This is a genomic window from Rhodanobacter sp. IGA1.0, assembly GCF_040208325.1.
GTDB classification, from domain to species: Bacteria; Pseudomonadota; Gammaproteobacteria; order Xanthomonadales; family Rhodanobacteraceae; genus Rhodanobacter; species Rhodanobacter spathiphylli.
This window is the reverse complement of the sequence record NZ_CP157948.1, coordinates 2,839,965-2,859,458: the sequence shown is the minus strand read 5'-3', so window position 1 is coordinate 2,859,458 and position 19,494 is coordinate 2,839,965. Positions and strand designations below refer to the sequence as shown.

At 68.4% G+C, this 19,494-nt stretch carries 11 protein-coding genes; 4 read left to right on the top strand and 7 right to left on the bottom strand.

Annotated features, from left to right (window positions below):
- The first annotated feature begins 73 nt into the window (after nucleotides 1–73).
- Complete coding sequence (locus ABNK63_RS12935; protein ID WP_007805612.1) at nucleotides 74–520, top strand: DUF1801 domain-containing protein; 447 nt, start codon at nucleotides 74–76, stop codon at nucleotides 518–520.
- Nucleotides 521–553: 33 nt separating this feature from the next.
- Here the strand turns inward: ABNK63_RS12935 and ABNK63_RS12930 are convergent, their stop codons facing one another.
- The 4 genes from ABNK63_RS12930 to ABNK63_RS12915 form a co-directional block, all read right to left on the bottom strand.
- Nucleotides 554–3,586, bottom strand: a complete 3,033-nt coding sequence (locus ABNK63_RS12930; protein ID WP_350015857.1) for a diguanylate cyclase — start codon at nucleotides 3,584–3,586, stop codon at nucleotides 554–556.
- 214 nt (nucleotides 3,587–3,800) lie between these two features.
- Nucleotides 3,801–5,852, bottom strand: coding sequence for a M13 family metallopeptidase (locus tag ABNK63_RS12925; RefSeq protein WP_007805619.1), 2,052 nt, complete (start codon nucleotides 5,850–5,852; stop codon nucleotides 3,801–3,803).
- 116 nt (nucleotides 5,853–5,968) lie between these two features.
- Complete coding sequence (locus ABNK63_RS12920) at nucleotides 5,969–6,460, bottom strand: DUF4019 domain-containing protein (protein ID WP_007805620.1); 492 nt, start codon at nucleotides 6,458–6,460, stop codon at nucleotides 5,969–5,971.
- Between the two features lie 112 nt (nucleotides 6,461–6,572).
- Nucleotides 6,573–8,171: a DHA2 family efflux MFS transporter permease subunit gene (locus tag ABNK63_RS12915; protein ID WP_350015856.1), complete on the bottom strand. Its 1,599-nt coding sequence runs from the start codon at nucleotides 8,169–8,171 to the stop codon at nucleotides 6,573–6,575.
- 32 nt (nucleotides 8,172–8,203) lie between these two features.
- Here ABNK63_RS12915 and ABNK63_RS12910 point away from each other — a divergent pair, with 32 nt between their 5' ends.
- From ABNK63_RS12910 to ABNK63_RS12900, 3 genes are all read left to right on the top strand, one after another.
- On the top strand, nucleotides 8,204–8,833 hold the full coding sequence (locus tag ABNK63_RS12910; protein ID WP_350015855.1) for a TetR/AcrR family transcriptional regulator: 630 nt from the start codon (nucleotides 8,204–8,206) through the stop codon (nucleotides 8,831–8,833).
- On the top strand, nucleotides 8,830–9,975 hold the full coding sequence (locus ABNK63_RS12905; protein ID WP_007805623.1) for an HlyD family secretion protein: 1,146 nt from the start codon (nucleotides 8,830–8,832) through the stop codon (nucleotides 9,973–9,975). Before ABNK63_RS12910 ends, ABNK63_RS12905 begins: the two co-directional genes overlap by 4 nt.
- Nucleotides 9,976–10,066: 91 nt before the next feature.
- Complete coding sequence (locus tag ABNK63_RS12900) at nucleotides 10,067–10,774, top strand: SDR family oxidoreductase (RefSeq protein WP_350015854.1); 708 nt, start codon at nucleotides 10,067–10,069, stop codon at nucleotides 10,772–10,774.
- Here the strand turns inward: ABNK63_RS12900 and ABNK63_RS12895 are convergent, their stop codons facing one another.
- The 3 genes from ABNK63_RS12895 to ABNK63_RS12885 form a co-directional block, all read right to left on the bottom strand.
- The gene (locus tag ABNK63_RS12895) at nucleotides 10,775–14,524 is read right to left on the bottom strand and encodes a translocation/assembly module TamB domain-containing protein (protein ID WP_350015853.1); all 3,750 of its coding nucleotides are present in this window, start codon (nucleotides 14,522–14,524) and stop codon (nucleotides 10,775–10,777) included.
- A gap of 211 nt (nucleotides 14,525–14,735) precedes the next feature.
- Entirely contained in the window at nucleotides 14,736–16,508 is a 1,773-nt protein-coding gene (locus ABNK63_RS12890) for an autotransporter assembly complex family protein (RefSeq protein WP_350015852.1), read from the bottom strand.
- Between the two features lie 152 nt (nucleotides 16,509–16,660).
- Nucleotides 16,661–19,261, bottom strand: coding sequence for a glycosyltransferase family 2 protein (locus tag ABNK63_RS12885; RefSeq protein ID WP_350015851.1), 2,601 nt, complete (start codon nucleotides 19,259–19,261; stop codon nucleotides 16,661–16,663).
- Between the last annotated feature and the right edge of the window lie 233 nt (nucleotides 19,262–19,494).

Sequence of the window (19,494 nt, the reverse complement as noted above, 5' to 3'; positions counted from 1 at the left end):
TGCAATGCGGGGCCGAAGGCCGGTTATGCTCCGCTTTCCCTGGCCGCCAGGCCGTCAGCAGACAGGAGCCGGCATGACAACGAAAGCCGCGGCAGATGACGCTTCCGCCAGGATCACCGCGCGGATCGAGGCGCTGGACGACTGGCGCGGCGAGATGCTCGCGCAGGTGCGCCAGCTGATCCGCGAGGCCGATCCGGAGATCACCGAAGAGTGGAAGTGGGCCAAGCCCACCTCGGGCGGAACGCCGGTGTGGTCGCACGCGGGCATCGTCTGTACCGGCGAGTCGTACAAGGACAAGGTGAAGCTCACCTTCGCCCGCGGCGCATCGGTCAGTGATCCGAAGAAGCTCTTCAATGCCAGCCTCGACGGCGGCACCCGGCGGGCCATCGACCTGCACGAGAACGCCAGGATTCCCGCCTCCGCCTTCAGGCAGCTGATACGCGCCGCGGTGGCGCTCAACGTGGCCACGCAGGCGGAGCATGCGGCAAAGCGGAAGCAGGGTTCGCGCCGAGGCGGGTGATGCCTGGCGGGCTCGCTCCGGCGAGGTTTGCGGTCAGGCCCCCGGCGAGGCGTCGCGCACGCAATTGCGGCCGGCGCGCTTGGCTTCGTATTGCGCCTCATCGGCCTTGCGCAGCAGGATTTCCACGTCGGCTTCCGATTCCAGGCGCCGACAGGCCACGCCGACGCTGATGGTGATCTGGCGCGTGGTCCTGGCTGGGTCGTGCGCCGCATGCCGCGCCACCTCGGTGCGGATCTTCTCGGCCAGCTCGTGCGCCGCCGGCAATTCCGTGTCGGACAACAGACAGGCGAACTCCTCGCCGCCGTAGCGGGCCAGCACGGCGTTTGCCGGCAGGCATCGGCCGATGGTTTCGGCCACGCTGCGCAGCGCCTGGTCGCCGACCAGATGCCCGAAGCTGTCGTTGAAGTGCTTGAAGTGGTCCACGTCGATGAAGATCATCGACGCCACCGCGCCGCGCCGCTCGTCATGCATGGCCTGCAGGGATTCCATCAGCCAGCGACGGTTGAATACGCCGGTCAGCGCATCGCGGCGGGACAGCTCCAGCAGTTGCCGGTTGGCGTCGTTCAAGGCCTTGGTGCGGGCATCGATGCGGCGCTCCAGGGCGTGCTGCCGTCGGCGCAGCGCCAGCGTGCGCCAGGCCCACAAGGCGCAGATCGCGATGAGGCCCGCGGCAGCGAACAGCAGCCGCGCCCACAGCTGCTGCCACCAGTACGGCTCGACGGTGAACGGCAACAGCAAGGGCTCGCTGAGGTTGCCGGCATGATCCCGGCCTTCGACATGCAGGACATAGTCGCCGGCCGGCAGCGCGCCGATCTCGCGGAAGTTGTCGGCCGTCCACGCGCCCGGCGCCTTGCTGAAGCCCTCGATCCAGGTGCGGAAGCGTGATTCGTCCTCGTGCTGCCAGGTCAGCAGGGCGAAATCCACGCGCAGCTCATGGTGGCCGGGTGGAATGGTGTAGCGCTCGCCGTTCATGGGCTGGTCGTCCAGCTTCACCTGGATCAGCCTGAGCGGCTTGGGGTCGTGGTCCGGCTTCTGCTCGTCCGGGTCGTGCACCATCAGTCCGCCCAGCGTGCCGGTCCAGAAGCGCCCATGCGTGTCGATGAACTGCGCGTTGGGATTGCATTCGTTGTTGACCATGCCATCGCGGACGGTGAACACCTGCGAGCGGTACCGACCCGCCTCCGGGCTGAGCACCTGCACGCCCGAATCGGTGCAGACGTAGATGCGGCCGCCAGTGTCGGCCAGCGCGCCATCGGTGGTCAGGTCCGGCGAAGGCGGCAGGTCGGCGGGCAGGGTGCGCGGCTTCAGTGGATCGCTGATGTCGACGCGGATCAAGCCGTGACGGGTGCTGCCCAGCCACAGGATCGGGCGTCCACGGGCATCGGGAATCAGCTGCACGCCGAGCAGGTCGGTGCCGGGCAGGCCGATGTCGCGGCCCAGCAGCGTCCACTTCTTTCCGTCGAATCGGGCCAGCCCCTGGTTGCTGGTGGCCCATAACCAGGCGTGGCCGTAGGCGGTGGTCTGCGCCAGCAACTTCACCACCGACCAGGTGCCGACGGCGCCGTCCGGACGGAAAGACGTCCAGACGCCGCCGCGCAGCCGGTACACGCCGGAGGCGTCGGTGGCGAACCATTGCTCGACCGTGCCGTCGATGCGGCGGCTGAGCATGTCGTTCAGGCGTTGCCCGGGCTGGCGTGGCCAGGGCGTGGCCACCGGTTCGAAGGTGGCGTCGTCGCGCACGCGCAACAGGCGCCCCGAGCCCGCTCCCAGCCAGACGGCGGCACGGCCTTGCGTGTCGTCGGTCCGCGCGATCATGTTCACGTCGGCATCGGCAAGTTGCCCGCCGGACTTGCTGAAGTAGCGCCAGTGGCCCCGCTCGTACAGGCCCAGGCCGTCGCCGTCCGACCCGGCCCACAGGCGTTCGTTGCCTTGCGGATCATGGTCCACCAGCACGGCCAGCACGCCGGTCTGCGCGGCGCCCAGCAGCGAAACCGTCTTCCAGTTGCCCTGGTCCACGGCGGCGCGCGCCACGCCGTCCTCGGTGGCGACCCACAACACGGCGGTGCCGTTGGGACTGCGCCAGGCGCTCACTCCGCGCACGGCATTCGACGGCAGGCCGTGGCGACGGTCGAACACCTGCACCTTGTCCTGGTAGATCCGGATCAGGCCATTGCGCGAGGATGCCCACAGCGCGTGCGCGTCATGGGCGACCGGCGTATCGACCATGTCATAGAGCACGTCGGTCGGCAGCTCGCCGGACTCCACGCTCCAGTGGCGCACGCCATGTTCGTCCAGTCGCCACAGGCCCGAGTTGTAGACGGAGACCCACAACGCGTCCCGCCCCTCGTGGCGGGTGGCCAGCAGGTAGGCCAGGCCGTTGCCCGCATCGAAGCCGGCCGTGCTGAAGTGTTGCCAGGGGCCGTCGTCCTCGCGATACCAAAGGCCGCTGCTGACCGAACCGGCCCACAGCCGCGGGTGTCCGAAAAGGTCGCGGGTCTGCGCCAGCACCAGGAAGCCGGCGTCAGGCAGCTGGGCATTGCCCGGGTCGGCCCGCCAGCGGCCGTGATCGCGATAGAACAGGCCGTCGCTCGGGCTCACCGCCCATAGCCGCCTGCCGCCCCGGTGATCCGTTTCGACCAGTCGCCGCACGTGGCTGGTGGCCAGGCCGTCGGCGGCACCCTCGACGTGCCAGTGCCTGCCGTCGTAACGGGCCAGGCCGAATGCGCTGCCACAGGCCCACAGCGTGCCTTCATCGTCGACGAACAACTGACTGACGTAGCCGTGCAGGGCGGGGTCGTCCAGTGGATGCCAGCGCTTGCCGTCATGCCAGGCCAGGCCGTGCGGGGTGCCCACCCAGACCATGCCTTGCCGATCGGTCGCGAGGGTGACCGCGACGGGGTCGGGCAGGCCGTCGCGCGTGGTGAAGGTCGTGAACGACGGTGCGCCGAGATCGAACAGGTCGAGCGGCTGGGTAGGCGGGGTCGTCGCGGCGTTCGGCGCTACCGGCGCCACCGCCACCACCGCCGCCATGGCCAGGCGTACAAGCCACCCCGATCGGATCAACATCAATTTCTTTCCAGACCTGCCCGACAAGAAAGCCGCCCCGCGGCGGCTCTCTCGCACAATAACATTGATGGTTTGCCGGGCAGCGCCGATGCGCTGCGCGCAGGTTGTCCGCTGCGACCACAGGAACAGGCCGGGGCGCGTGCACGCCGATGTGCCTCCGGAAAGCGGGCTGCACCTGGGTGCAGCCCGCGGGAGGTCGGTCCGGAAGCGCCGCTTACCAGATCCTGACCCGATCCTTCGGCGCCAGGTACAGCTTCTCGCCCGGCTTCACTTCGAAGGCGGGGTACCACGGGTCGAGGTTGCGCACGGTTTCGGCACGGAAGTCGCCGGGCGCGTGCACGTCGGTGGCCAGACGCTGGCGCTGGGCGGCGTCGCGGATCTTGCCGCGCCAGGCCTGGCCGAAGGCGAGGAAGAAGCGCTGGTCGCCGGTAAGTCCGTCGATCACCGGCGCAGGCTTGCCCCCCAGGGACTTCTGGTAGGCGAGGTAGGCGATGGTGAGGCCGGAAACGTCGGCGATGTTTTCCCCCAGGGTCTGCTCGCCATCGACGTGCAGGCCGGGCAGCGGCTCGTACTGGTTGAACTGCTCGACCAGCTGCTGGCCGGCCGCCTTGAAGTGGGCCAGGTCTTCCGGCGTCCACCAGTTGGCCAGCTTGCCCTGGTCGTCGAATTCGGCGCCGAGGTTGTCGAAGCTGTGGCTGATCTCATGGCCGATGATCGAGCCGATGGCGCCGTAGTTTGCGGCCGCATCGGCCTTCGGGTCGAAGAACGGCGGCTGCAGGATCGCGGCGGGGAAGTTCAGTGCGTTCTGCAGCGGCAGGTTCACCGCGTTGACCGTCTGCGGGGTCATCCACCACTCGGCCTTGTCGACGCTCTGGCCGAGCTTGGCGCGCTGGTGCTCGTACTCGAACTTCTCCGCGCGAAGCTGGTTGCCCAGTGCGTCATCGGCACGGATGTCCAGCTTGCCGTAATCGCGCCAGGTTTCCGGATAGCCCACGCCCACGCGCAAGGTGGCGAGTTTCGCCTGGGCTTTCGCCCGCGTGGCGGGTGTCATCCAGCTCAGCGTGTCGATGCGGTCGTGGAACGCGGCGATCAGGTTCTTCACCAGCTGTTCGATTTCCGCCTTCGACGAGGCCGGGAAGTAGTGCTTCACATACAACTGGCCCACGGCATCGCCCAGCGCGTTGCTGGTGGCGCCCACGGCACGCTTCCAGCGCGGTTGCTGCACCGGCGTGCCCTGCAGGGTGCGCACGTAGAAATCGAAGTTGAGGTCGGCGTACGCCTTGGGCAGCAGGCCGGCTGCGTGGTTGATGGTGTGGAAGCTGAGCAGGTCCTTCCACGCCTGCAGCGGCTCGCTGGCGGTGAGCGCGGACAGGCCGGTGATCGCGCCGGGCTGCCACGCGTCGATCTGCGACTGGTCGTCGAGGCCGGCCGCCTTGAAGTAGGCAGGCCAGTCCAGTCCGGGCGCCTTGCTGGCGAAGTCGGCCGTGCGCCACAGGTTGTTGGCCTTGTGCACGTTCTCGCTGTCGAGCAGGCTGGCCTGCGCCTTGGCGATCTTCGTTTCCAGCGCGACGATGGCCTTTGCCCTGGCCTGCGCATCGGCGAAGCCGGCCTGCTGCAGCAAGGCGCCGACATAGCTCAGGTACTTGCCGCGGGCCGCGACCATGTGCGGATCATCGGACAGGTAATAGTCGCGGCTGGGCAGTGCGATGCCGCCCTGCAGCAGGTAGGCGACGTGGTGCGACGGGTCCTCCAGCCCCTGCGTGACGAACAGGCCGAACAGGTTCTGCGTGTGGTAGTTGGTGGCGTTGAGCGGATCGACATCGGCGCGCAGGCGGCTGCCCAGCACGCGGGCCAGGTCCGCGCGCGAGGCGATCGCGTCGATCTGCGCCAGCTCGGGCCTGATCGCGGACAGGCCATGCTTCTCGATCGTCGCGGTGTCCATCCAGGCGGCGTAGTAATCGGCGATCCTGCGTGCATTGCTGCCGGCGGCGGGGTGGCTGGCGCCGGCGTTGCGGATCAGTTCGGCGGTGTCCTTTTCGGACTGCTCGAACACCTTGAGGAAGCTGCCGGTGCTGGAGCGGTCGGCGGGAATCTTCGCGGTCTTCAGCCAGTCGCCGTTGGCGTAGCGGAAGAAGTCGTCACCCGGCTTCACGCCGTGGTCGATGCCCTTCAGGTCGATCCCGATCGGGCTGGTGGCCGGCGTGGCCGCCCACGCCGGCGCGCCGCACAGGATCGCGGCACCGAGTATCCATCGCATGTGTTGCATGATCACGCCTCCACCGGGGAAAGTCCCACGATAGTGCGCCGGTGCCGCGTTGTGTGCATGACCTGTGGGCTATGGCCGGCCGGCGCTGCGCCACGCCGGCCGGTTGGCGGATGGCGTCAGCGCAGGGTGTAGCCGGCCACGCGCCAGACCTTGTCGCTGTCCAGGTGGAACGAGATCAGTTCGCGCACCGGCCGCTGCGCCTTGGCGAAGTGCGTGGCATAGCTGACGTTGACGTACATGCCGGCCGGCACCTTGCCGCCCTTCGAGGCGGTGCGGGTGATCGCCTGCAGCCTGCGTTCGCCTGCTGCGCCAAGCTTGCTGCGATCGGAACTCACGCCGCTCACGAAATCGCTCTTGCTGGTGGACTGCTTCGCCACGCTGGAGGACTGGTCCCAGATCTGGCCCAGCTGGTTCTGGTCGACCATCTGCGCGATGCGCAGCGCGGCCCGTGCCATCTGCACGTTCTGCTTTTCCAGCAAGGCCTTCTGCTGTGGCGTCAGCGTGCTGGTCGCCTGGGCCTTGGCCGGGGTTGCCGGCGCCGGCGATTGCGCGAACGCGCCGGCCGAGGCGCCGAGCAGCAGGGCGGTCAGCAGGGTCTTCTTGAACATGCGATGGGTCTCCATGAGGTGGCAGGTCGGTCGGTGCCGCACAGCTTGCACTGTCCGGGCGCGCGCGTCGACGTCCCGGTGGCCGGAAGGCGGCACGGGCGGACTGCCCTCCTCAATGCGCTTCCACGACAGCACCCTGGGCGGCATGCGGCGGGGTGCGGCAGAACGGCACCAGCAGCAGCGCGGCGGCGAACATCCACGCCATCAGCCGGAACACGTCGTCGAAGGCGAGCGTCAACGCCGTGCGCGACACCAGCCGGCCCAGCTCGCCCTGCGCCATCAGCAGGGCGTGGGCGGAATCGGTGGTGAGCTGGCCGATCCGCCCGGCCAGTTGCGTGACCACGTCGCCGGCATGGCGGCCGCTTTCGCCCAGGTTCTCGCCGAAGCGCGCGACGTGGATGCGGCTCTGATCCTGCAGCCAGGTGTTGACCACCGCGATGCCGATCGCGCCGCCGAGGTTGCGCATCAGGTTGAACAGGCCCGAGGCGTAGCGCAGCTCGGCCGCGGCAAAACCATTCAAGGCCATGTTCACGCTGGGCACGATGCACAGCATGATCGCGAAGCCGCGCAGCACCTGCGGCCAGAACAGCGCGGCGAAGCCCCATTCGGGCGTCATCGCGGAAAACATCCACAGGCTGGCGGCGAACAGCAGCAGGCCGGCGCTGATCGTCCAGCGCGCGTCGATGCGCTGCGACAGTCGCGCCGCCACCACCGTGCTGAGGATCTGCGCCAGGCCGGTGACGAATACCGTGGTGCCGATCTGCAGGCTGTTGTAGCCGCGCACGCGGCCCAGGAACACCGGCACCAGGTAGGTCGCCGCGTACAGCCCGAAACCGATCACCAGGCTGAGCACGCAGGCCAGCACGAAGGTGGACTGGCGGAACGGCGACAGCCGCACGATCGGCCCGGACGAGCGCAGCGAGCGTTCCAGGAACAGCGCGAACCCCACCAGCGACAGCCATGCCGCCGTGGCGATCGCGGGGTCGCCCAGCCACTCGTGGCGCGGACCTTCCTCCAGCACGTATTCGAGTCCGCCGAGGAACACCGCCATCGCAATCAGGTGCACGTAGTCGATCTGCTTCAGCATCGCGAGGTTCGGCCGGTCCACCCTCACCAGCAGCATCGACAGCACGGCGACGGCCACGCCCGGCACGATGTTGACGTAGAAGATCGAGCGCCAGCCGACCACCTCGGTGAGCCAGCCGCCCACGGTCGGCCCCAGCGTCGGCGCCAGCACCGAGACCATGCCGAGGATCGCCGGGATCAGCGCGCGCTGCCTGCCGGTGAACAGCGCGAAGCCGGTCGCGAACACGGTCGGCACCATCGCGCCGCCGACGAAGCCCTGGATCACCCGGGACACGGTCATCGACTGGATGTCCCAGGCCATTCCGCACAGCGCGCTGGCGAGCGTGAACAGCGCGGCCGACAGCGCGAACAGCCAGCGCGTCGACAGCGCCTGCGCCAGGAAGGCGGAGAACGGGATCATCACCAGTTCGGCCATCAGGTAGCCGGTCTGCACCCAGCTGATCTCGTCCGGTCCGGCGGAGAGTCCGGCCTGGATCTCGTTGAGCGAGGCGGCGACGATCTGGATGTCGATCAGCGCCATGAACATGCCGAACGCCATCACGCCGAAGATCAGGAATTTGCGTGGCAGCGGCAGGTCGGCGGGGGCGATGGCGGCCGGGGATGGCGGGGCGGTAAGGGCATTCACGGGCGGCTCTTGCATTGTCGTGGAATCATAGTATGATGCTCATCATATTAAAAAGCGAGGCCGTCATGCGCTACGACACCGAACACAAGCAGAAGACCCGCGAGCTGGTGCTGCAGGCCGCGGCGCGCGCGATCCGCAGCGACGGCCCGGATCGCGTCGGCGTGGCCGGCGTGATGGCCGAGGCCGGGCTGACCCACGGCGGCTTTTACGCCCACTTCAAGTCCAAGGACGAGCTGGTCGCCGCCGCGATCGGGCAGATGTTCGCGCAGGCAAGTGCGCGGCTGGAACACGAAACCGCCGAACGCGACCCGGCCGAAGGGCTGGCGGCCTATGTCGATTTCTATTTGTCGAAGAAACATCGCGACGCACGGGGCTTCGGCTGCCCGATGGCCGCGCTGGCCTCGGACGTGCCGCGGCTGTCCGGGCCGGCGCGCGAACAGTTCGCGCTCGGCGTGCAGCAATCCACTGCGAGGTTGGCTGACAAGTTGTCGGCGCTGGGCCATGCCGAACCGGAAGCCGCAGCACGTTCGATGATCGCCGAGCTGATCGGCGCGCTCTCATTGGCGCGCATCGAGCCGGATGCGAAACGCTCCGACGCGATCCTCGCCGCCTCGCGTGCGCAGCTCAAGCAGCGCTTCGGCATGAAGGCGTCGCAGCAATGAGTGCCGACGGTACCTCGGGCACGCCCGCGACCGCCGCCGCGGCGCTCCCCCGCACACCATGGGCGCGCAAGCCGCTGCTGGTCGGGGCCGTGGCCCTGGCGATCGCGCTCGCCGGCGCCTGGTGGATCGCCGCGCCCAAGCGCAGCGTGTCCACCGACAACGCCTACCTGCAGGCCGACAGCTCGGTGGTCGCGCCGAAGGTGCGCGGGCTGGTCGCCGCGGTGCTGGTGCAGCATGACCAGCGCGTGCACCGGGGCGATCCGTTGCTGCGCATCGACGCGGAGGAGTTCGATGCCCGCGTGGCATCGGCCACGGCGAACCTGCAGAGCGCGCAGGCTGCGGTCGCGGCGGCGAAGGCCGCACTGGTCGCGCTCGACGCGCAGGAACGCCTCGCGGGCTCGAACATGCGTGCGGCGCAGACTTCCATCCGCTCGTCCGATGCGCAGCAGAAACAGGCCGAGGCCGACCGTCGACGCTACGACGCACTGATCGCCAGCGGTGCGGTGTCGCGCAGTGCGGCCGAACAGTTCCGCACGGCGGCGATCACCGCCCAGGCCAATGCGGAACACAGCCGCGCCCAGTTTGCCGTCAGCCGCGACGCGGCGTCGGTGACCCACGCGAGCCGGCTCGCCCTGCAGGCCGGGCTTGCCCAGGCCGAGGCCGGCGTCGCCACCGCGAAGGCCGCGCTCGAGCTGGCCCGGCAGGACCAGGCGAACACCTTGATCCGCGCGCCGATCGACGGCGTGGTCGGTGATCGCCAGGTGGAACCGGGCGACTACGTGCAGCCGGGCTCGCGCCTGCTCACCGTGGTGCCGCTGGACGCGCTGTACGTGATCGCCAACTTCAAGGAAACCCAGACCACCCGCATGGTGGTCGGCCAGGATGTCAGGGTGGAGGTCGATGCCTTGCCCGGTCAGGCCCTGCACGGCCGCGTCGAGAGTTTCGCGCCAGGTTCCGGCGCGCAGTTCTCGTTGCTGCCGTTCGAGCCGGGCACCGGCAACTTCACCAAGATCGTGCAGCGGGTGCCGGTGCGCATCCGCTTCGATCCGGGCCAGGCGGCGCTGGCGCGGCTGCGGCCGGGCCTGTCCAGCACCGTCACCGTGAAGCTGGACGGCTCGCCCTCCATGCAGGCGGCGCGCTGAGCAGGCGCAACCGTCATCGCCCGCAAGAAACGGATGGGCCGCGCGCATCGCGGCCAGCAAAGTCTCCTTCCCACACTCCGAGGTCCGATCCATGAAAATCCAGAACAGTACCGCTTTCGTCACGGGCGCCAATCGTGGCCTCGGGCTGGCTTATGCCAGGGCCCTGCTGGCCGCTGGCGCGCGCAAGGTCTACGCCGGCGCGCGCGATCCCTCGACCGTGCCTTCGCTGGAGGGCCTGGTGCCGGTGCGACTCGACGTCAACAACCCCGCCGACATCGCCGCGGCCGCCGCGCAGTGTGGCGACGTCGACCTGCTGATCAACAACGCCGGCGTCATCGGCGGCGACAGCCTGCTCGGCGACAACGGCGTGGAGGCATTGCGCGCCGTGATGGAAACCAACCTCTATGGCGTGTTTGCGGTGAGCCGCGCGTTCGCGCCGGTGCTGGGCCGCAACGGCGGTGGCGCGCTGGTCAACATGCTGTCCGCCCTGAGCTGGGCCAGCCTGCCGGGCACCGGGGACTACTCCGTCTCCAAGGCCGCCGCGTGGGCGCTCACCAACGGCTTGCGCAACGAGCTGCGCGGGCAGGGCACCCAGGTCGTCGCGGTGCATGCCGGCTACATCGACACCGACATGGTGAAGACCGTCGAGGCGCCGAAGTCGAAGCCGGAGGACATTGCGCAGGCAGTGCTGGCCGGCATCGAGGCAGGCGCTTCGGAAGTGCTGGCGGACGACACCGCGCGCTACGTCAAGGCCGGCTTCGGTGCGACGCCGTCGGCGTATCTGGGCAGCGCCGGCTGATCATCTCTCGATGCGGTAGTTGAGGCTGGCGCGGCTGAATTCGGTGGCCTGCTGGGCCTCGAAGTTCCAGCGCCGGCTGAGCCGGTAGCGCAGGGTGATCACTTCGCCGGGTTCGAACAGCCCCACGCCGTAGCTGAGGTACAGCCGCGGCGACAGGTACTTGCCCACGGTGAACGCGGAACTGCCGCCCAGTGCCTCGTTGCTGGACACGCCGATGTCGTCGACGCCCAGTTTCGAGCCGATGCTCTTGGCCAGCAGGTCGCCGGCGGCCGAGCCCAGCGCCTGGGCGGCGGCGCCGACCATGTCGCCTTCGCCGCCCTTGACCTGCGACAGCGGCTTGCCGGTGACCAGGTAGGACAGCGCATCGGACTGCTCCATCACCGGGTTGGAGAACACGGTGAGGATCGGCCGCTGCGCGGTGCCCGACACCAGCAGGCCGACCTCCTGGCCTTCGTCGATGGTGGCGTTCGGGTTGAGCTTGCGCACCGCGCGGATGTTCAGGCCCGGATTGGCGATCGGCGTGCTGGCGAACAGCAGCTGGCCGTGCTGGATGGCGAGATCCTGGCCATAGGCGCGATAGGTGCCGTTCACCGCGATCTGGCCCTGGCCGGTGGTGGCCCGGCCGGGGCGATCGATCACCGTGAGCACGCCGGTCACGGTGCCGTTCAGTCCCATGCCCACCACGTGGGTCCTGCGGCCGAGGTCGACCTTGACCACCGCGCTGAGCGGCAGTTTGCTGGCGGCCTCCTGCTGTTGCTTCTCGTCGACCACGAGCACGTCGGGCGAGGCCTGGGTCGCGCCGGCGCCGGGCAATTTCTCTGCATTGATGTCGGCGCTGTCGATGGCCAGCGAACCACCGAGTTCGATGCCGCCGGCGTCCTGCTTCAGGGTGAGGTCGGGCGAAATCACGGCTCTGGCTGCGGGGATGTCGACCGCGGTGAACTGGCTGCCCTTGAGGCTCAACGAGGTTTGCGCCCCTTCGCCGAGCCCGGCGCTGCCGTTGATCGCCACGCTGCCCTTGCCCGACTTCACGCTGCCCCGGATCAGGAACTGGCGGGCGTCGCTGGTGCTGACCACCAGCTGGCCTTCGCTCAGCTTGAGTCCCGCCGACGGCAACTCCGCGGCGAGGTCCGTCACGCCGGCCTGGCCGAGGACGGCCGGCTGCTTCAGCGTGCCGCCGAAGCGGAAATTCCCGCTGGCGCTGCCCTTGACCCCGGCCACTTCGCTGCTGAACAACTCGATGAAGGCGAGGTTGTCGAGGCGCAGGTCGAGCTGGCCACCCAGCGCCTGCTGCGCGCCAGTGATGGTGAGCTGGCCGTCCAGACGGCCGCCGTCATCGAGTCCCGCGTGGGCCTCGATCCGTTGTCCGCCCGGTGCGAGTGCCGCGTCCAGACGCAACTGGCTGTAATGCAGCAGCGGCTCGTCGGTGCGGTCGGTGTAGCTGATGGTGCCTTGCGCGGAATGGATCGACGCGTTGCCGCTGAGCGCGCCCGCCGCGCTGCGCCGCAGCTTGCCGCTGCCTTCCAGGACGCCATCGGCGCGCATCGGCAGGTCGGCGTTGCCGGTGGCATCCAGCAGCAGGGCTAGTGGCAGCGCCTGCAGCCGGTAACCGGCGTCGAGGTTGCCGGACTTGTCCTGTTCCGCGGTCAGGCACAGCTGCGGGTCGCCCGCGCCGAGGCACAGTTCGGACAGGCTCATCGCACCGTCGTCGTAGGCCAGCTGCGACGGCCGCAGCAGCCGCCATGGCGGCATGCCCTGCGGTTCCAGGTCCAGCGTGGACAAGGTGCCCTTCCATTGCGGGCCTTTCAGCGAACCGCGCAGGTCGAGCCGGCCCGACAGCTGGCTGCCGCTGGCGTCCAGTTGCAGGCGATGGTCGGACTGGCTGCCCTCGGCCAGCAGGTGCACCTGCTGGAACAGCAGGCCCTGCAGGTAGACGCTGCGGGTCTGCAGGTCGATCTTGCCGGCGGGATGGCTGATGTCCGGCACGCCCACGATCAGCTGCAAGCTGTCGGCCTTCTGCTGCTGCCATGACAGGGCCTGCCCGTGCAGCTGGCCGTTGATGCTCAAGCCTGGTGGCCTGCCGGCGATGGTGAAATGGCCGTCCAGACGTCCGCCGGCATCCGGCAGCCAGTCGCCCAGCGAGGCGACCGCCAGATCCAGCGCGACATCGTTGCTGTTGCCGGGCTTGCCGACCAGGTGAATGCTGCTGCGGCCCGAGGCCAGCTCCAGCTGGCCGTCCACCACCTCGTCCGGCGAGAGGTGCAGCTTGCCGCGGCCATTGACGGCGCGCTGGCGCAGCTGGCCGCCCAGCCGGCGAATCTCCAGCGTGGCGTCCGGGCCGCTCGGCGGCAGGCTGCCGTGGCTGGCGATGTCGAAATCCAGCGCACCGTTCCAGCCGGCGAACAATTGGCCCGGGTCGAGCTGGTCGGCACTGGCTTCGGCCTGCCAGGCCAGCGTCGGCTGCAGGGTGAGCGTGCCGTTCGCCTGCAGCCCGCCCCGGGCCTGCTTCAACGCCAGCGTGTGCAGGTTGATCCGTTGTGGTGTGCCGTCGAGGTCGAGCGTGAGCGCCGCCAGCTTGCCGGGCGGGCCGATGCGCACGTCGCCGCTGGCGCGGTAGCTGTCGACGCTGCCGCTGGCCTTGAGCTCGCCCTGGCTGGCCAGCTCCTGGCCGATCAGGGCGGCTGGCAGTTGCAGCTCGTTCCAGCGGATGTCCAGCTCGGCGCCGAGCGGCTTGGCGCCCAGTTGCACGTTGCCGCTGGCCTCCAGTTTGCCCTTGATCTGCGGCGAGCCCAGCGTGAGCTGCTGCAGGGTGAGCACCTGGAAATCGCGGCTGAGCGACGCCCGCAGCGGCTGCAGCAGGAGCTGGTAGTCATTGAGCTCCAGCCGGCCATCGAGCGTGCCGCTGTAGCGATCGCCATGGCCTTGCAGTGCGAGCGCCACGGTCTTCAGCGAGCTTTCGCCCAGCACGGGTTGCGGATCGAACCGCGGCGCGTCGAGCTTGCCCGTCCAGGCGTAGTCGCCGCCCTGGGTCAACGCCAGCTGCAACCGCAGCGGCGTCGGTGCGGTAAGCCTGACATCCAGCGTGGCCTGTTTGCCGTCGCTGCGCACATCGAGGCTGCCGGCGTATCCGGTGGTGCCGACCTTCCAGGCGAACGCGGCCTTGCCGTTGCCGTGGTAGGGCGTTCCCAGCACCAGCAGGCCATCCAGGTCGACGTGTCCATCGGGCGCCTGCAGCGCCAGCTGACGCACCTCGATGCCCTGGTTGCTCCAGCGGCCGGCAAGGTCGAGCCGGTCGGAGGCGAACACCGGCTTGCCGGCCTGGCTTACCTTGACGCTGCCCACGTGCGCGCGATCGAAGATGATTTCTAGCGGCGGCTGCAGCGAAAAGCTGCCGCTGCTTTCGGCCTTGTCGGCGGCAGGCGCGGGCAGGCTTGCCTCGACGCCATCGGCGTCCAGCGCCAGCACGTGGACGCGCTTGGCCAGCAGCGGCCACAGGCGCAGATCCAGATGCGCCTTGGCCAGCGAAACCACGGTGCCCTTGCCGTCGTCATAGCGCACGCCGGCGAGATCGAGCGGGCCGATCAGCCGACCAGTGGCCTGGCGCACCTGCAGCGCGCCGTCGGTGGCGCCTTGTGCCCGCGCCAGCGCGAAGCGCAGGCCCGCGCCGGTGCCGAGCAGCCACCACAACGTCGCCGCCACGACCAGCAGCAGCGCGGCGAATGCGATGGCGATGCGCTTGAACCACTTCATGAATACGATGCCTTCCGTTTCCTTCGGTTATTGCGTTTTTTTCTTCTTGCGATGCCACCTTCTACCCAAAGTTGCAAAAGGGCAGTCCTGCCCTTTTGCAACTCGCCGGGTCCGTTGCACGAACCCGGCTCCGCCGCATCGACCACGGCGTGGTCGATGCGCGTGCGATCCATCCCTGGATCGCCTGTGAGCGGCCGCCTGCGCCAGCCACTCACAAATCCGGTCCGATCACCAGATGCAGCTGGATGCCGTGGGCGCGGTCGTCGTGGATCGGCGTGCCCAGGTCGACGCGGATCATGCCCACCGGCGAGCGCCAGCGCAGGCCCAGGCCGGCGCCGATCTTCGGGCGGTAGTCGGTGCCGCGGAACGCGTTGCCGGCGTCGACGAAGGCGGCCATGCCCCAGTTGCGGGTGAAGTAGTGTTCGACCTCGCTGCTGGCGACCAGCAGGCTGGTGCCGCCGATCACGCGGTCGTCGCTGTTGCGCGGCCCGATCGACTGGTAGCCGTAACCGCGCACCGAACGGTCGCCGCCGGCGAAGAAACGCAGCTGCGGCGGCAGCGCGGAAAAGTCGTCGGTGTGGGTGATGCCGAAGCTGCCCCGCAGGATCAGCCGGTTGCGCGATTTCGCGCCGAACGCGCGGATCCACTTCGCGTCGGCGGTGAACTGGCTGAAGCTGGCGTCGGAGAGCAGGCTGCCGGCGGTGCTGCGCACGGCCATGCCGAGCAGCCAGCCGCGGCGCACGAAGTCGGGGTTGTCGGCCTGCTTGCGGGTCAGCGAGGCCTCGCCGAATACCAGGGTGCTGCGGCCGTGCTCGATGCCGGGTGCGCTGTCGGGCTCGTTGCCACGCTTGCCCACGGTGAAGGTGCCGGACAGGGCATGCACGCCCACGGTGCGCGTCCAGCCATGCCACTGGCGGGTCTCGTTGCCGACCAGCTCCAGCGTGCGCGACTGCGAGGTGGCGGTGTTGGCGTCGCGGAAATTGGCGCCGACGTTGTAGCTGCGCTGGTTGTCGCCCGGCATCGGGATCGAGTACAGCGTGGAGAGTGTCTTCAGCTTCTGCGCCAGCACCAGTTCGTTCTTCCACTTGTGCCCGCGGCGGTTGACCCAGCGCCGCTCGAGGCCGCCGCGCACGCCGAAGCCGGTGTCGGTGCCGATGAACGGGCCTCCGGTGTAGATCGAGCGCTTTGCCGGCGCCAGCTGCACGGTGACGTCGACCACGCCATCCTTCGCCTCGTCGATGTCCGGCAACACGTTGACCACCGCGAAGTAGTCGGCCCCGTTCAGGGCCTGCTGCAAGACCAGCAACTGGTCCTGGGCGAAGTAGTCGCCGGGCTTGAACGGCACGTAGCGGTCGAGGAAGCCGTCGTTGAACTGCGAACCCTCGAAGTGCACCCGGCCGTAGCGGAAGCGCGGGCCCGCATCCCATGCCAGCCTGATCGCCGCGCTGTGGTTGGCGCGGTTCACCTCGACGCGATGGGTGACCAGGCGCGCGTCGAGGAAGCCGTTGGCGGTGAGCTGGGCGCTCAGCGCGTCGCGCGCGTGTTCGTAGGCGCCATGGTCGAGGGTCTGGCCCTTGAGTCGTTCGATCGCGCGCCGGGCCCGGCGCAGCGGGGCGATCTTCGACGCGGAATCGTCCAGCTGCAGTTCGACGTCGGTGACCTTCACCGGTTCGCCCGGCTTCACGTGCAGGGTCACGTGCCAGTCCCTGCCGACCTGCTGCAGCTCGTCGGTGACGGTGGCGTCGTAATAGCCGTAGGGTTGCAGCGCCGCCTTGACCTGGTCGGGCGCGCGTTCGGCCAGGCGCCGGATCTGGGCGTCGCTCACCTCGCGTTTCGCGTATTGCGACAGCTCGACACCGGAAATCGCCGCGGCCTTCAACGGGTCCGCCACGCCATCCACCGTCAACTGCACGCCGGCGTGGGCTGCGGTAGCCCACAGCACCAGCGGCAGCAGCAGGCTCAGGCGTCGTGGGGATCGGCGCATGCGTGGGGTTCCGTCCTCGATGGCGTGTTCGCGGGGGTGAGGGCAGCTTACCCAAGGAGTTGTTGGCTTCGTATGAAGCATGACGGATTTCCTGAGCGCCAGGGCGTCATGCTTGATTTGTTGATATCGCCGAGGCGATATCAACGGGCGCATCAACCGGCCTTGTCGCCGGCCTTGTGCGCGATCCATGCACCGATCACCGCCGACACGTACGGAATCGATTGCGCGGCGAGGATGAACATCCACAAGGTGCCCTCGATGTAGCGCGTGCCGTAGCCCAGCGCCATGCCGATCACGCACAGCGCCAGCGCGATCGCCATCAGCAGCTCTTCGCGCACCGGGGCGAAGGCGGCGAAGTTGCTGCCGCCCAGGCGCCGGCTCTTGGCGGTCACCACGAACGAGGTCTTCTCGCGGGTGAGGCCGTGCAGGATGCCCCGGGCGATCGCGTGGGACAGGCCCATGCTGGCCAGCGACGCCATCAGCGTGTCGTACCAGCTGCACGGGACGCGGGCGCGATACAGCACGATGCCGAAGATCGCCTTGGCGAAGAAGAAGCCGATCACCGGGATCAGGAACAGCTGCATCGGCAGGCTGAAGTATTGCGGATACGCAATCATGCCCGCGGTCCAGAACAGCGCCATCAGGGTGAAGATCAGGTGCAGCGCGTCGGCGAACCAGCTGAACCAGCCGGTGAGGAAGTGGAAGCGCTGGCCGGCCGAAAGCGGCCCTCGCTGCGTCATCCAGTCCCAGCGCCCCTTGAGGATCTGCATCGCGCCGAAGGCCCAGCGGTAGCGCTGGCTCTTGTACGCCTTGAAGTCGGCCGGGGTCAGGCCCTTGCCCATCAGCTCGTCGACGTAGACCAGCTCGTAGCCCGCGTGCATCAGGCGCAGGCCCAGCTCGGCATCCTCGCAGATGGTCCACTCGGACCAGCCGCCGGTGCCTTCCAGCGCGGTGCGCCGGACCATGGTCATGGTGCCGTGCTGGATGATCGCGTTGCGCTCGTTGCGGTGGTGCATGCCGATGCGGAAGAAGCCGTCGTATTCCCACGCGGTCATTCGGCGGAACGCGTTGTGCTCGAACTCGCGATGCGCCTGCGGGCACTGCACCACGGCCACCTTCGGGTCGTGGAAGTAGCCGGTGAGCGTGGCCAGCCAGTCGGCGCGCACCTCGTAATCGGCGTCGATCACCGCCACCACGTCGGCGGCCGGATCGGTTTCCTTGAGGCCGAAGTTCAGCGCGCCAGCCTTGTAGCCCGGCCACGGTTCCAGGTGGAAGAAGCGGAAGCGCTTGCCCAGCTTCTCGCAGTAGGCCTGCACCGGCTGCCACACCGCCGGGTCCTTGGTGTTGTTGTCGATCACCAGGACTTCGAAGTTCGCGTAGTCCAGCGCGGCCAGCGAGTCGAGGGTGATGATCACCATCTCCGGCGGCTCGTTGTAGCAGGCCAGGTGGATCGACACGAACGGCTGCTTCTCCGGCGGATCGGGCGTGAGCATGCCGGCATGGCGCATCCATTTCGGCCGCCACAGCACCTCGGTGAACTCGAAGCCGTTGATCAGCAGGATCGCCAGGATCGCGATCTGCGCGGGGAACAACAAGGTGAGCATGGTCCAGTCGACCCAGCTCAGGTAGAAGTTGAACGGCAGCGTGGCCGACCAGGTCAGCAGGCCGCAGGCCAGCTGGATCAGCATGCAGAAGAACAACTTGCCCATCAGCCGGAAGCGGCTGAAGCGGCGGGCGAACAGGATCATCGGCAACAGCGCCAGCAGGCTGGCAGCCAGTGCCTTCCACGGCCAGCCGGTGTCCTCGGTGACCGGGCCAGTCAGCGGGAACTTCATCTGGCGGTCGGCGTTGAACATGCCCCAGTACGCGCCGGTGCGGCCTTCGCCCAGGTTTTCCTTCCACGGCTGGTCGAACGCTTCGAGCAGGTAGTAGTCGATGTGCTGCTGCTTGGCGACGTTCATCCAGTCGCGGATGAAGATCGCCTCGTTGGAAACCGACGGGTCGGCGTACTCGTGCCGGTCACCGTTCGACGGCCAGCCGATTTCGCCGACCACCACGGGCTTGTCCGGGTAGTGCTGGCGGACCTGCTGGTAGGCGCCCAGCGCGGCCGGCACCGAATCCTTGCGCGCGACTCCGTTCCAGAACGGGAACAGATGGATGGTGATGAAATCGACATGCCGCGCCAGCTCGGGATACTTCAGCCAGATGTAGTCCGGCTCGGCGATCGACACCGGCTGGTGCACGGCCGCACGCACCCGGTCCAGATAGGTCATCATCTGTTCCGGCGTGAGGTCGTTGCGGAACAGCACCTCGTTGCCCACGATGACGCGGGTGATCGTGTCCGGATAGGCGCGCGCCTTGGCGATCAGCAGCTCGATCTCGCGCTCGTTGTTGTCCAGCCGCTTGTCGATCTCGGCACCGGCCATCACCTTCAGGCCTTCGGCCTGCGCCAGCCGGTACATCTGCGGGTTCTGCTGCATGGTGTACGTGCGCACGCGGTCGCTGTACTTGTGCAGCAGCTTCAGGTCGGCCGCGATGTCGTCGCTGCTGGGATAGTCCTGCTTGAACGGGCTCTGGTAGCGCTGGAACACCGACAGCGAGAAACCGCCGATCCTGCCGTGCCAGTCATCCGGACCATGCGGCAGGTTGCCGTACCACCACAGCCCGATGTTCATCGCCGCCACGACCAGCGCGAGCAGGATCGCAGTGAGCAGCGGATATCGGCTGTTGTGGTTTGCTGCGGTGATGCTCAAGAGATCCCCAGGGAGGCTTCGCCGGACTGGCGACCGAGCCGCAGAAGCTTAGCGAATTTGAGACCAACGGCCAATGAATCCCCGGGCGGGGGACAAATCCGTCCGCAAGCGATGGCTTTCGCGAGGCCGGACGCGGCTGCCTCCGCGGGAGCTTGTCGGCCGGTGGTTGCGGCGACCGGGTCGAGATTGTGACTGGCTCGGGCCGGGCCACCGCGTCTTGCCACACCGGTAAG

Coding starts and splice junctions, on each gene's coding strand:
- ABNK63_RS12935 (WP_007805612.1), top strand. CDS start 74: ATGACAACGAAAGCCGCGGCAGATGACGCTTCCGCCAGGATCACCGCG.
- ABNK63_RS12930 (WP_350015857.1), bottom strand. CDS start 3,586: ATGTTGATCCGATCGGGGTGGCTTGTACGCCTGGCCATGGCGGCGGTG.
- ABNK63_RS12925 (WP_007805619.1), bottom strand. CDS start 5,852: ATGCAACACATGCGATGGATACTCGGTGCCGCGATCCTGTGCGGCGCG.
- ABNK63_RS12920 (WP_007805620.1), bottom strand. CDS start 6,460: ATGTTCAAGAAGACCCTGCTGACCGCCCTGCTGCTCGGCGCCTCGGCC.
- ABNK63_RS12910 (WP_350015855.1), top strand. CDS start 8,204: ATGATGCTCATCATATTAAAAAGCGAGGCCGTCATGCGCTACGACACC.
- ABNK63_RS12905 (WP_007805623.1), top strand. CDS start 8,830: ATGAGTGCCGACGGTACCTCGGGCACGCCCGCGACCGCCGCCGCGGCG.
- ABNK63_RS12900 (WP_350015854.1), top strand. CDS start 10,067: ATGAAAATCCAGAACAGTACCGCTTTCGTCACGGGCGCCAATCGTGGC.
- ABNK63_RS12895 (WP_350015853.1), bottom strand. CDS start 14,524: ATGAAGTGGTTCAAGCGCATCGCCATCGCATTCGCCGCGCTGCTGCTG.
- ABNK63_RS12890 (WP_350015852.1), bottom strand. CDS start 16,508: ATGCGCCGATCCCCACGACGCCTGAGCCTGCTGCTGCCGCTGGTGCTG.